Source organism: Pseudomonas sp. (genome assembly GCF_049300855.1).
Classification (GTDB): Bacteria; Pseudomonadota; Gammaproteobacteria; order Pseudomonadales; family Pseudomonadaceae; genus Aquipseudomonas.
Window position 1 is genome coordinate 109,438 of record NZ_JBAQKH010000014.1, and the last position, 13,231, is coordinate 122,668.

At 61.0% G+C, this 13,231-nt stretch carries 12 protein-coding genes; 5 read left to right on the forward strand and 7 right to left on the reverse strand.

Annotation, left to right across the window (positions count from 1 at the left end):
- Positions 1-242 precede the first annotated feature (242 nt).
- Together WA225_RS04780 and WA225_RS04785 are read left to right on the forward strand one after the other, a co-directional pair.
- The gene (locus tag WA225_RS04780; protein WP_422607051.1) at positions 243-1,535 is read left to right on the forward strand and encodes an MFS transporter; all 1,293 of its coding nucleotides are present in this window, start codon (positions 243-245) and stop codon (positions 1,533-1,535) included.
- A gap of 12 nt (positions 1,536-1,547) precedes the next feature.
- On the forward strand, positions 1,548-2,318 hold the full coding sequence (locus WA225_RS04785) for a substrate-binding domain-containing protein (RefSeq protein WP_422607052.1): 771 nt from the start codon (positions 1,548-1,550) through the stop codon (positions 2,316-2,318).
- On the opposite strand, the gene WA225_RS04790 is transcribed toward WA225_RS04785, so the two are convergent.
- A complete protein-coding gene (locus tag WA225_RS04790) occupies positions 2,308-3,222 on the reverse strand; it encodes a LysR family transcriptional regulator (RefSeq protein ID WP_422607053.1) in 915 nt (304 codons plus the stop codon). The two genes, WA225_RS04785 and WA225_RS04790, sit on opposite strands and share 11 nt — an antisense overlap.
- A 252-nt stretch (positions 3,223-3,474) precedes the next feature.
- Between WA225_RS04790 and WA225_RS04795 the strand changes: the two genes are divergently transcribed.
- A complete protein-coding gene (locus WA225_RS04795) occupies positions 3,475-5,283 on the forward strand; it encodes a monovalent cation:proton antiporter-2 (CPA2) family protein (RefSeq protein WP_422607054.1) in 1,809 nt (602 codons plus the stop codon).
- A 118-nt stretch (positions 5,284-5,401) separates the two neighbouring features.
- On the opposite strand, the gene hcnC is transcribed toward WA225_RS04795, so the two are convergent.
- The 5 genes from hcnC to WA225_RS04820 all read right to left on the reverse strand — a co-directional run bounded on the left by hcnC (position 5,402) and on the right by WA225_RS04820 (position 10,312).
- Entirely contained in the window at positions 5,402-6,661 is a 1,260-nt protein-coding gene (hcnC, locus tag WA225_RS04800; protein WP_422607055.1) for a cyanide-forming glycine dehydrogenase subunit HcnC, read from the reverse strand.
- Positions 6,654-8,063 (reverse strand): cyanide-forming glycine dehydrogenase subunit HcnB, encoded by a 1,410-nt coding sequence (hcnB, locus tag WA225_RS04805; protein WP_422607056.1) that lies wholly within the window; start codon positions 8,061-8,063, stop codon positions 6,654-6,656. The genes hcnC and hcnB overlap by 8 nt, the downstream gene beginning before the upstream one ends.
- On the reverse strand, positions 8,060-8,374 hold the full coding sequence (gene hcnA, locus WA225_RS04810) for a cyanide-forming glycine dehydrogenase subunit HcnA (RefSeq protein WP_422607057.1): 315 nt from the start codon (positions 8,372-8,374) through the stop codon (positions 8,060-8,062). Before hcnA ends, hcnB begins: the two co-directional genes overlap by 4 nt.
- A gap of 242 nt (positions 8,375-8,616) precedes the next feature.
- Positions 8,617-9,156: a hypothetical protein gene (locus WA225_RS04815; protein ID WP_150775063.1), complete on the reverse strand. Its 540-nt coding sequence runs from the start codon at positions 9,154-9,156 to the stop codon at positions 8,617-8,619.
- Positions 9,157-9,382: 226 nt separating this feature from the next.
- A complete protein-coding gene (locus WA225_RS04820) occupies positions 9,383-10,312 on the reverse strand; it encodes a hypothetical protein (RefSeq protein WP_422607058.1) in 930 nt (309 codons plus the stop codon).
- Positions 10,313-10,619: 307 nt separating this feature from the next.
- Between WA225_RS04820 and WA225_RS04825 the strand changes: the two genes are divergently transcribed.
- Both WA225_RS04825 and WA225_RS04830 read left to right on the forward strand, forming a co-directional pair.
- Entirely contained in the window at positions 10,620-11,303 is a 684-nt protein-coding gene (locus tag WA225_RS04825) for a response regulator transcription factor (protein ID WP_064120914.1), read from the forward strand.
- Positions 11,281-12,675, forward strand: a complete 1,395-nt coding sequence (locus WA225_RS04830; protein WP_422607059.1) for a sensor histidine kinase — start codon at positions 11,281-11,283, stop codon at positions 12,673-12,675. The genes WA225_RS04825 and WA225_RS04830 overlap by 23 nt, the downstream gene beginning before the upstream one ends.
- A gap of 129 nt (positions 12,676-12,804) precedes the next feature.
- Here the strand turns inward: WA225_RS04830 and WA225_RS04835 are convergent, their stop codons facing one another.
- Positions 12,805-13,215, reverse strand: coding sequence for an SRPBCC family protein (locus WA225_RS04835; RefSeq protein ID WP_422607060.1), 411 nt, complete (start codon positions 13,213-13,215; stop codon positions 12,805-12,807).
- Between the last annotated feature and the right edge of the window lie 16 nt (positions 13,216-13,231).

Here is a 13,231-nt window from a genome sequence, read left to right on the forward strand (position 1 = left end):
TGCCAGCGATGGCGTCGGTACAGGCAACATTTTCATTGGCTGACAAGCCGCTATCGCCAGCAGGTTGGCTCCCACAGGGGAACCGGTGTTGCGCAGATCCAAGGGATTGATCCGCTTCGCACATCAATCCATGCCAATAATGCAATTAACATCCAGTTACACCTAGGCCACCATCCGCCTCAATAAGAACCGTGCGCTGCCTCTCCGTGGCGCACGTCATAAAAGCGGTGGAGTCCTTTGCTATGACAGCCTCAATCCCACACGGCGGCTCGCGGGCCGGCGCCATTTTCCGGGTGACCTCGGGTAACTTCCTCGAACAGTTCGACTTCTTTCTGTTCGGTTTCTACGCCACGCAGATCGCGGCGGTGTTCTTTCCGGCGAGCAGTGAGTTCGCTTCCCTGATGATGACGTTTGCGGTGTTCGGCGCAGGCTTTCTGATGCGTCCGCTGGGCGCCATCGTGCTCGGTGCGTACATCGATGATGTCGGGCGGCGTAAAGGTCTGATCGTCACGCTGTCGATCATGGCCAGCGGCACGATCCTGATTGTGCTGGTGCCCGGATACGAAAGCATTGGCCTGTTCGCACCGGCGCTGGTGTTGATCGGGCGCCTGCTGCAAGGCTTCTCCGCCGGCGCGGAATTGGGCGGTGTGTCGGTGTACCTCGCCGAGATCGCCACACCGGGTCGCAAGGGTTTCTTCACCGCTTGGCAGTCGGCCAGTCAGCAAGTGGCGATCATTGTCGCCGCCGCGTTGGGCTACGCCTTGAACGCGTGGATGGCGCCGGACGTGATTGCCGATTGGGGCTGGCGGATTCCGTTTTTCGTCGGCTGCATGATCGTGCCGTTCATCTTTTTCCTGCGCCGTAACCTGGCGGAAACCGAAGAGTTCGCCGCACGCAAACACCGTCCGAGCATGGGCGAAGTGTTCCGCACCCTTGGCCAAAACTGGGGCGTGGTACTCGGCGGGATGTTGATGGTCGCGCTGACCACCACCGCGTTTTACCTGATCACCGTGTACGCGCCGACCTTCGGTAAAACCGTGCTGCACCTGAGCACGTCCGATGCGCTGCTGGTGACCTTGCTGGTCGGTGTGTCGAACTTTTTCTGGTTGCCGATTGGCGGCATGTTGTCCGACCGTATCGGCCGTCGTCCGGTGCTGATCGCGATGTCGTTGCTGGCCCTGGCCACCACCTATCCGGCGCTGTCGTATCTGGTGCAGGCGCCGAGTTTCAGCCACATGCTGCTGTCGCTGTTGTGGCTGTCGTTTATCTACGGTTTGTACAACGGCGCGATGATTCCGGCGCTGACCGAGATCATGCCGGTGGAAGTGCGGGTTGCCGGTTTCTCCCTCGCCTACAGCCTGGCCACGGCGATTTTCGGCGGGTTTACTCCGGCGATGTCGACTTTCCTGATTCAGTACACCGGCGACAAAGCCGCGCCGGGTTACTGGATGAGCATCGGCGCGCTGTGCGCGTTGTGCGCCACTCTTTACCTGTACCGCCGTGCCGGTGGTCGTCTGCAACCTGTCGCGGCCTGAGGAAAACTCGCCATGAAAAAACTGTTGACTGTCACCGCCCTGCTCGCCGGTCTCGCGTTCAACCTCGCGGCCCAGGCCGAAGAATTGAGCGTGATGACCTCCGGCGGCTTCACCGCTGCCTACAAGATTCTCGGCCCGAAATTCGCCGCCGCCAGCGGCAACACGCTGACCACCAGCCTCGGCCCGTCGATGGGCAAGGCGCCGGAGGCGATCCCCAATCGCCTCGCGCGCGGCGAGCACGCCGACGTGGTGATCATGGTCGGCTACGCCCTCGATGACCTGATCAAACAAGGCAAGGTCGACCCGGCCTCGCGTGTTGAACTGGCCGATTCGCGGATCGGTCTGGTGGTGCGTGAAGGCGCACCGAAACCGGACATCAGCAGCGTCGACGGCTTGAAGAAAACCCTGCTCGACGCACAGTCGGTGGCTTACTCCGACAGCGCCAGCGGCGTCTACATCGAGCAGCAGTTGTTCAAAAAACTGGGCATCGAAGATCAGCTGAAACCGAAGGCCAAGATGATCGCGAAAATCCCGGTCGGCTCGGTGGTTGCCACTGGCGACTACCAATTGGGCTTCCAGCAGGTCAGCGAATTGCTGCCGGTGCCGGGGGTGAGTTTCGTCGCGAAGATTCCGGAATCGGTGCAGTCGGTAACGCGCTTTGCCGCCGGCATTCCGGTCGGCGCGCAACATCCACAAGAAGCCAAAGCCTTGCTCGCCTACCTCGCCGCGCCCGCCGCACAAGCGGACGTGCAGGCCACCGGGCTGGACTCGGTCAAGCGCTGATCGTTGGCGGCTGGACTTTCATCTCCACCACCAGCCGCTCCAGCTCCAGTGCCGCCGGGGTCAACGTACGACCCCGGCGCTTGATGATGCCAACGCTGCGCATCACTTGCGGATCGGTCAGTGGCACCCGCGTCAGGATCGGATGATCCGGCCCGGGCATCGCCATCAGCGGCACCGCCGCCACACCCAACCCCGCCTCCACCAAACCAATCATCGTCGTCACATGCCGCGTTTCGCAGATGCTCTGGCGCTGCGGCGTCACGCTGCTCAACGCCTGATCGAGCAGAAAGCGGTTGCCGGAGGTCTTGTCCAGCGAGATGTAATCCTGCTGGTAAAACTCGTCCCACGTCACGCTGCTGCGCCCGGCCAACGGGTGATCGCGACGACAGGCGACCACGTAGCACTCCTGCACAAGCGCTTCGAAATCAACCTTGGCATCCTGCGTGCCCAAGAAACTCAAGCCGAAATCCGCCTCGCCGTTGACCACTGCGCTCAACACGTCATGGGCGCTGGAGTCGAGCACTTTGACTTTGATGCGCGGGAATTGCTGGTGATAGCGCGCGACCACCCGGGGCATGAAGTAGTACGCCGCCGAGGGCACGCAGGCGACGGTGACGTGGCCCAAACGCGTCGAGCCGACTTCGCTGATGCCCAACAGCGCCACGTCGAGATCATCGAGCAAACGTTCGACGCTGGGCATGAAACCGCGCCCGGCCTGGGTCAGGCTGACCTTGCGCGTGGTGCGTTCGAAGAGTTTGACGCCGAGGGCGTCTTCGAGTTTTTCAATGCGCCGGCTCAGCGCCGGTTGCGACAGGCGCACGGTGTCGGCGGCCTTGCGGAAACTGCCCTGCTCGACCACGGCGCGAAAGGCTTGCAGGTCGTTGAGGTCGAAGTTGATGGCCATGGCGAGACTCGGGAGATTGATACGTAGAGGTTATGAATGTAACCAATTGATGCAAATTATTACAGACTCGACATCAAATCCCCTGTGGGAGCGAGCTTGCTCGCGAATGCAATCTGTCAGTGAAAACACTATTGGCTGACGCTCCGCTTTCGCGAGCAAGCTCGCTCCCACATTGGATCTCCAGTGGCCTATAGGTCTTTGTAACCCTTATCCTTGTCACCCCCGCCGTACCGTTGTCAGGAGTAACCCCCCATGCCCCATGAAGGCAATCTGTTGCAAGCCGCCGTCGTCTTTCTGTTCGCGGCCGTGCTAACCGTGCCTTTGGCCAAACGTCTGCAACTGGGCGCGGTGCTCGGTTATCTGTTTGCCGGGGTGATCATCGGCCCGTCGGTGCTGGGCCTGATCGGCAACCCGCAGAGCGTGGCGCACATCTCCGAGCTGGGCGTGGTGTTGCTGCTGTTCATCATCGGCCTGGAGTTATCGCCGCGACGTTTGTGGGTGATGCGCAAATCGGTGTTCGGCGTCGGTCTGGCGCAGGTGCTGCTGACGGCGTCGGTGATTGGCGTGCTGGCCCTTTCGGTGTTTGGCCAGCCGCTGAACAGCGCGATTGTGTTGGGTCTCGGCCTGGCGCTGTCCTCGACGGCATTCGGGTTGCAAAGCCTTGCCGAGCGCAAAGAACTGACCAGCCCGCACGGACGTCTGGCGTTTGCGATTTTGCTGTTCCAGGACATCGCGGCGATCCCGTTGATCGCGCTGGTGCCGATGCTTGCCGGTGGTGCTCACGACACCAGCAACGCCGGCAGTCTGAATCACGGTTTGCAGGTCCTCGGCGGTATCGCCGTGGTGGTGGTCGGTGGCCGTTATCTGTTGCGCCCGGTGTTCCGCGTGGTGGCGAAAACCGGTTTGCCGGAAGTGTCCACCGCCACGGCGTTGTTGGTGGTGATCGGCACGGCGTGGTTGATGGATCTGGTCGGTGTGTCGATGGCGCTGGGGGCGTTTCTTGCCGGTTTGCTGTTGGCGGATTCGGAATATCGCCATGAACTGGAAGCGCAGATTGAGCCGTTCAAAGGTCTGCTGCTCGGGCTATTTTTCATCAGCGTCGGCATGGGCGCCAACCTCAGTTTGCTGCTCAGTGCGCCGGTCACCGTGCTGGGGCTGACGCTGCTGTTGATCGGTCTGAAATTGCCGCTGCTGTTCGTCGTCGGGCGTCTGGCCGGTGGCTTGAACAAGGTCAGTGCGATTCGCCTCGGTATCGTCTTGGCGGCGGGTGGTGAATTTGCCTTTGTGGTGTTCAAGATCGGGCGTGATCAGGGTCTGTTCGAACCGCGTCTGTACGACCTGCTGGTGCTGACGATTACCTTGTCGATGGCGGTGACGCCGCTGCTGCTGTTGATCTGCGCGCGGCTGGTCAGCCCGAAAGTGCAGCCGGTGGAAGTGCCGGAGAATTTCCGTCAGATCGACACTGAAACCCCACGCGTGGTGATCGCCGGCATGGGCCGGATGGGCCAGATCGTCGCGCGGATTCTGCGTGCGCAGAACATCAAGTTCGTCGCGCTGGATACGTCGGTGGAAACCATCGAACTGTCGCGCAGTTTTGGCGGTGTGCCGGTGTTTTACGGCGACCCGATGCGCCCGGAAATCCTCAATGCGGCCAAGGTCGGTGAGGCGGAGTACTTCGTGATTGCCACGGATGATCCGGAGACCAACATCAAGACCGCCGAGGTGGTGCGCAAGCTCTATCCGCACATGAAGATCATCGCCCGCGCCCGCAACCGTCAGCACGTGCATCGCTTGGTGGACGTTGGCGCGGAGGCGATTCGTGAGACCTACTATTCAAGCCTGGAAATGAGCCGACGCACGCTGGTCGGCCTCGGTCTGACCCAGGCCCAGGCCGATGCGCGAATCAAGCGCTTCAAGCACCACGACGAACAGGTGCTGGAGGCACAGCACGCGGTTTACGACGACGCCGCCAAAGTCCTGCAAACCGCCCAGGAAGCCCGGGCGGAATTGGCGCGGTTGTTTGAATCGGATCAACTGGAAGAAGAATCCCGCAACACCTGAGCCACACACAAAACCCCGTGTGGGAGCGAGCTTGCTCGCGAAGGCAGTGTGTCAGTCAACATCTAAATGACTGACAGATTGCATTCGCGAGCAAGCTCGCTCCCACAAGGGACTTATGTCAGGCCAGTTCGAGTTCGGGTGTCGGTTTGACCGATGCCACTTCAAAGCGGTCCGCCAGAAACGGTGTGATATCCAGCGGCAACGGCTCATCGTTGACCAGTTTGTCCAGCAGCACACCGGTAATCGCCGAGGTCAGAATGCCGGTGCGGAAGTGTCCGCAGGCATTCAGATAGCCTTCCACGCCACGCATCGGCCCGAGGATCGGCAACTCATCCGGCGAGCCCGGCCGCAGCCCGGCCCAGGTGCGTTTCAGATTGACGTCTTTGAGTTCCGGCAGGCAGCGCACCGCGCCCTGCACCAGCCCGGCGATTTCCGGGTAGGTGGTGGTGACATCGAAGCCTTTGTCTTCGGTGGTGCTGCCGATCAGGATCTCGCCGTTGTCCTTTTGCGCCACGTAGCAATCGCTGGTGGTCAGGCAGCCGTTGAGAATCTTCGGCATGCGCTCGGTGAGCAGAATCTGGCCCTTCACCGGTTTCACCGGGATGCGAATGCCCGTCGCCCATTCGCTCAGATCAGCCGCCCAGGCACCGCCGGCGTTGATCAGCGTCTTGCAGTGGAACACGCCCTCCTCGGCCGTTTGCACGCCGGTCACGCGCGTGCCGTGATGCAACACGCCGGTGACGTTGGTATTGACGTAAAAGTCGACGCCATTTTGTCGCGCGCCTTCGGCATAGGCATCGGCGAGGCGGAACGGGCTGACCTGATGGTCGCAGAGAAATTCCAGCGCCCCGCGCGCCTCATGGCTGACGCTCGGCTCGGCCTCGCGCAACGCCGCCTGATCGAGCCAGCGTACCTGGTCGGCGAGGTGCGGAATGCAGCTGACGATGTGCTCGGCATAGAGCCGGTCTTCGTCGTCATAAATGACGAACTTCAGCCCGGTCTTTTCGAACTTGAAATCCATCCCGTGGTGGTCTTTCAGCTCGCGGTGCAACGCCGGGTACAGCGCGTTGGACTGCAAGGCGAAATCGAAAAACGACTCCGGCAGAATGTGCGGCGTACTCGCATCCACCGCCACCGCCGCGCCCTGGGTTTCACGCTTGCGGTTGGCCGACATCATGCGGAAGAAAATCACCCCGCAGCCAAGCCCGACCGACTCACCGATCGCCCACAAACCACCGGCCGAGGCGCGGGTCGCGTTGCCCGGGCGTTTGGCATCGATGACCGCAACCTTGAGGTTTTTGCGCTTGGACAATTGATAGGCGCAGGACGCCCCGATCACGCCGCCGCCGGCGATGATCACGTCATAGAACTTACTCATGGGCAGCGGCCTCCGTGCCGATGGACTGGAATGCGGAAAAGGGAATCGGATCGATCGGGAAACGCGGGCGCAGCCAACCGACATCCTTGCGTCCGGTGGCCTGGCGCAAGCGGTCGCTGCAGTAGCCGACGCACATGCGCCCCTGACAATCGCCCATGCTCACGCGGGTGCGCATTTTCAGGCTGGCGATGTCTTGCACGCCCTGCTCCAGGGCCAGATCGATGTCGGCGCGAGTCGCGTGTTCGCAGCGGCAGATCACCGTGTCGGCGGCAGGCAGTGCGGTCTGGCCGACGCCGCGTTCGGTGTAGCGATCCACGGCGGCGCGGAAACGCACGATGGCTTTGAGTTTGCTCAAGTAGCGGTCGCGACGCACCCGCGCCAGTTCTTCTTCAAGCACGCCACGCTGCAACAGGATCGAGGTCGCGGCGATCTTGCCGGCGAGCATCGCTGCTTCACCGCCACGAATCCCGCCCATGTCACCGGCCATGTGCACATGAGGTTCGTTGCTTTGCTGCCAGATGTTGGCATTGGCACGCAGGTAACCGTCGTCGCTGAAACCGTGATCCAGGCCCATTTGCTGGCTCAGTTGCGTGCGCGGAATAAAGCCGTAACCGACCGCCAAGGTCTTGGCTTCGAAGCGCTCGACGCGGCTCATATCCGGCTCCCACGTCGCCGAGTATGGCGCGACGCTGACGCTTTTCAGCTCGCCTTCGCCATGGGCCTCGACCACGCCCCAACCGTAGTTCATCGGGATGCCGTGCAACTTCAGATAGGCGAGCATGCTCAAGCCATCTAGAAACAGTTGCGGCTTGTTCAGCAGCGCCAGACTTTCGCGGGCGATCTTGCCGAACGCACAGGCTTCATACACGCCCGCGACAGTGACGCCAGCAGCATGCAGCTGGGTCGCCACCAGCGGCAGCAACGGCCCGGTGCCGGCGATGATCACCGGCCCTTGCGGCTTGACCACGCCACTTTTGATTTGCAGTTGCAGACCGCCGAGCATGATCACGCCCGGCAAGGTCCAGCCGGGAAACGGCACGCTGCGTTCGTGGCAACCGGCGGCCAGCAACAACTGCGGATACTCGATCTCGTGCAGTCGCTCGTCGCCATCGAGCACGACCAAGGCGCGAGTGCCTTCGGCGCCGACCACACGATGGTTGAGGCGCACGTCGATCAACCCGGCCTGTTCCTGAAAATCACCGTGCAGTTTGCCCAGTGCCTCGGAGTAGCGCGGCCCCAGATAATCCAGTTGCACGCCGTCACGCAGCGGCCCGCGATAGACCACCCCGCCGAGGCGCGAAGCCTCTTCCAGCAAGGTGCATCGCACGCCATGACGGGCCAGTTCGATGGCCGCTGCCATTCCCGCCGGGCCGCCGCCGACAATCACCGGTTGCAGGTTCATACGACCTCCTGCGCGGTGATGCGGTTGACCTGGGTTTCGATGCGCATGCCGTCACGCACCACGGTCTGACAGGCGCGGCGCTTGTGCCGGCCGTTGATTTTCACCAGGCAGCATTGGCACACGCCCATGCCGCAGTAGGCGCCAGTGATCTGATCATGATCGTTGCGGGCAATCTGGCGTACGCCGAGGGATTGAATGACGCTGAGTACGGTTTCGCCGATAGCAGCGGTGACCGCTTGACCGTTGATGTGCACGGTCATATCCGCCTGCGCCAAGGGCTGGATATCGAAGGTTCTTTGTTGGCAGTGCATTGCGATGTTCATCCGTGAAGGTTCGGTTGAGGTGATGTCAGCTCCTTGCTGCACTACAGCGTGTCGACGCCTTTATTGTTGCTGTGATTGCGGCGTCGACGCGGGGACTTCGTCAGCGCAACAAGGTGCGCGTGAAGCACTGTAGTTCATACCTCAGCAAAGGCCGGGATCATTTACGTTAGGCGATCTCGCCGCAGCAAATATTGATCCAGGCCAGTGAAAGCGGTTGGATTGTCCAACGATCAGTTGGAAAAGACGAACTGCCCCTTGATCTTTTTCGCACCGATGAAACCCAGGTCCGGGAACAGCAGGGATTTGATCCAGGCGGCGTAGAACACAATGGCCAGAGTGATACCGACGGCAATCACCGTCGACAGTGGATCTTCCTCATAGCCCTTGAACATGCGTGAAATCTGACTGATGGTCAGGATGACGTAAACGGTGTAAGCCGCCGCAACGTTCTTGTAGAAACCCCATGCAAACAACAACGGAATGCCACCCGCGATCAGCAACATGGTCAGTGCCCAACCGGCGCCTGCGTCATTGAACATGAAGAAAACGATGGCTGCACCGATCAATGCCTGGATACAGGTCAACACGACCAGCAGAGTGACTTTGAGTGAATGCTTTGCTCTGAGGGCCGGATCGGGACGCCCCCCAATCCAGGCTGCCAACACGCGATCTTTGACCGCACCGCCCGATAACGCTTTGAACGTTTCGGTTTTCGACCGACCGGCTTCGAGCATTTCCACCAACTGGCGTTTGATTTCCTTCTTGTCCAACGTGTTCATCCTTAAAGAGAGATAAAAGCGGCCAATCCACTTCCGGCGGCGATTCTCGCCGTTGGCCCCGCAGAAAGCAAAAAGCCGCTTCCACCCGAAGGTGGAAGCGGCCGAGGCATGGGCCTCAATGGAGCAATCAGTGCACGAACAGGGCGATCAGGATGATGATCGGGATCGGTACGCCGAGGAAAAACAGCAGAAGTGAGCGCATGGTGGTTCTCCTTGTTTAACGGACCGGAGTGGTCGTGGTGTAGGTGTCGACTTCAACGTACTCGACCGCATCCCGGCGACGACCGCCGAAGGTGGCCGCGAAGCTGGCGAAGAACGCACCGGCCAACAGCGAGACGAACATCCACAGCGAGGTCAAGGCAGCGACTTTCGCAGCGGTGTCAGCCGCTTGTTGAGCTTTCAGCTTGGCGTCGGCCAGGGCTTTCTGGGTGCGAGCGTAGATCTCATCAACACGACGTTCAGCGTCGGCCTGAGTCAGGTTGGTCCGTTGTGCGACCAGTTGCGCAAGGTAGGTACGGTCTTCGGCACTCAACTGACCGTTGGCCAGGCTTTGCGCGAAGATACGGGCCACGGCGCCATGTGCAGCATCGTCACTGACGGACGCCGGACGGTCATCGCGGAACAGGCTGTCGATGTAGTAACCGTACTGGTTGCTGTCGGTGTTGGCCGCGGCAGTGCCGGCCGCCTGAGTCATGGCACTGGCAGCACCGCCAGCAACGCTGGCACCGGCCTGCACACCACCACTGATCACGCTGCTGACCGAGCCGACCACCAGAACGGCGGTGACCAGCGTCGCCACACACCAGGCCAGGAAGCCGTGCGCGGTATCGCGGAAATACACTTCGTCACCGTGCATGTTCGCCCACTTCACCCGCAGACGACCGGCGATGTAACCGCCCATGCCGGAAGCGATGATTTGCGTCAATGCCAGCCAGACAATCGTTGAAATGCCCAGGCCCTTGGCGCTGACGCCCTCTCCGGCCCACGGTGAAACGGCAGAGAAACCCAAACCGAACCCGAGCAGGACCAAAATCATCGACAGGGCAGCGGCAGCCGCAGCACCGGCGAAAATCGCGCCCCAGGACACGCCCGAAACGCTGCTCGACTCTTCAACGGCGGGATAAAACCCATCAGGGGATCTATTCATTGTTGTTCTGCTCCAGGCATGAAAAATGGTGTTACAACTCGTCATGAGAGGAATTGCAGCGACCGTGCCAGTCGTAGAAATAAAATAAGTCGTTTGATTTCAATCAGTTACAAAGAATGAACTTCCCAGGACCATGCAAATTGCAACAACTGCCCGATAACAGCGGGTTTTATGCATTAGCCTCCTCTATCGTTAGCGCGCGAAATTTGCGTTTGTGACAGGTCAACATGAAAGTTAATTTAAAGCGTCAGCGGATTTTCTTGGCAAAATGCAGCCATTCCGTTTGAACCGATCAGCAGGCCTGCCTATGACTCGTATCTTGACCATCGAAGACGACGCCGTGACCGCCCGGGAGATCGTCGCCGAACTGAGCAGCCACGGGCTCGACGTCGACTGGGTCGACAATGGCCGCGAAGGCCTCGACCGCGCCGTCAGCGGCAATTACGACCTGATCACCCTCGACCGCATGCTGCCCGAACTCGATGGCCTGGCCATCGTCACTACCCTGCGCACCATGGGCGTGGCCACGCCAATTCTGATGATCAGCGCCCTCTCCGATGTCGACGAGCGCGTGCGCGGCTTGCGTGCCGGCGGCGATGATTACCTGACCAAACCCTTCGCCACCGACGAAATGGCCGCGCGGGTCGAAGTGTTGTTGCGTCGGCAGAACAGCGGCGCGACTCAGGCGACGACCTTGCAAGTGGCCGACCTTGAGCTGGATTTGATCAGCCACGAAGCGCGCCGCGCCGAGCAAGTGCTGACGCTGCTGCCGACCGAATACAAACTGCTCGAATTCCTCATGCGCAACAGCGGCCAGATCCTCTCGCGAATGATGATTTTCGAAGAGGTCTGGGGTTATCACTTCGACCCCGGCACCAACCTGATCGACGTGCACATCGGCCGTCTGCGCAAGAAGATCGACGCGGCCGGCAATGTGCCGCTGATCCGCACGGTACGGGGCTCGGGTTATGTCATTGCCGAACCCGTCTGACGGCTGGCGTTCCTCCAGCAGCCGCTTGCTGGCGCTGTACAGTTCGCTGTTCGTGGCCTGGAGCGCGATCCTCATGGGGGTCATGTATTACGAGGTGTCCGGCTACCTCGACAACCTCGCCAAACATTCGCTGATGCAACGTCAGCATCTGTTTTCGCACTTTCGCGGTGAGCAACTGGAAGAAGCGCTCGCCGCCAGCATGACCTTCGACATTCGCGGCATCGACGCCTATGGCCTGTTCGACGCCGACGGCGTGTACCTCGGCGGCGCGCTCCAGCAGATCCCCGAAGGCCTGCCGCTGGACGGCAAGATCCACATGCTCGCCGAATGCGCCGACTCCGATGACCCGACCCTGCCCAATGACAGTTGCGATGCGGTCGCCACGCAAACCCGCGACGGCCGCTGGCTGGTGTTGCTGCGTGACAATGGCTCGTTGTTCGCCGTTACGCGGATCATTTTGCATGCGTTGTTCTGGGGCGTGTCGCTGACGATTCTGCCGGGGATTGCCGGCTGGCACTTGCTGCGGCGCCGGCCGTTGCGGCGCATCCGCGCGATTCAGGCCAGCGCCCAGGCGATTGTCGCCGGCGACCTGACCCATCGTTTGCCGCTGTCCAATCGCCGTGACGAACTGGACATGCTCGCCGCCATCGTCAACGCCATGCTTGAGCGCATCGAACGCTTGATGAACGAAGTCAAAGGCGTCTGCGACAACATCGCCCATGACTTGCGCACCCCGCTGACGCGCCTGCGCGCGCAGTTGTATCGCATGCAGCAGCAGGCCGGCGAAGGCTCGCAGGAAGCGGCGCAACTGGATCTGGTGCTGGCTGAAGCGGACACGCTGATGGCGCGGTTTCGCGGCTTGTTGCGAATTTCCGAGCTGGAGGATCGGCAGCGGCGCTCGGGTTTTGTCGAACTGGATCCGGTGCAATTGCTGGAAGAATTGCATGAGTTTTACCTGCCGCTGGCTGAAGAAGGCGAGCTGCGTTTTGAACTGAACATGCCGGAGACGTTGCCGCCGCTCAATGGCGATCGGGCATTGTTATTCGAGGCGCTGGCGAATCTGCTGAGCAACTCGATCAAGTTCACCCCGGTCGGTGGCACGGTGCTGTTGCGTGGGGTGAATGCGGGCGGGCAGACGCGGATTGAAGTGCACGACTCCGGGCCAGGCATTCCCGAGGCGGAGCGTGAGGCGGTGTTCCAGCGGTTCTATCGCGCTGAGGGCGGGCAACCGCAGGGTGGTTTTGGTTTGGGACTGTCGATTGTCGCGGCGATTGTCAGCTTGCATGGCTTCAGTCTTGAAGTCGGCAGCAGTGATCTGGGCGGGGCGAAACTGGCGCTCGATTGCCGGCAGAGCCTGATCGAGAATTCCTGATTCCCGACATGATCGTTCCCACGCTCTGCGTGGGAATGCCTCAAGGGACGCTCCGCGTTCCAGCTTGCGAAAGGGACGCGGAGCGTCCCGGGCTGCATTCCCACGCAGAGCGTGGGAACGATCATCAACTCAGGTTGGGTAATTGGCTCGCAGTGCCTCAAGTCCACCCTGATAGATGCCGCGAAACAGCGCCACCACTTCCTCATCACTCACGCCTTTGGCGTTGAAGCGCCCCGACCACGTCACCCGTGCGCCCTGCCCCTGGGCTTCGACCTTGATCGTCGCCAGGTAATCAGTGGCCGGGAACGGCGCCTGTTCGATCGAATAGCTGTAGGTCTTCGCTGTGTTGTCGAACGCTTGCAGACGCTCGATCACCACAGCGCCGTCGGCCGTTTGCAAGGTGCGCACACGGCCACCGTCGCTCAGCTCACTGTTGGGAATGAACGGCAGCCAGTCCGGCAGCGTGTTGAAGCCGCCGATCAATTGCCAGACCTGATCGGCCGAGGCCGGAATGTCGATGGTTGCGGATGCTGTTGGCATAAATAAACGTCTCTCC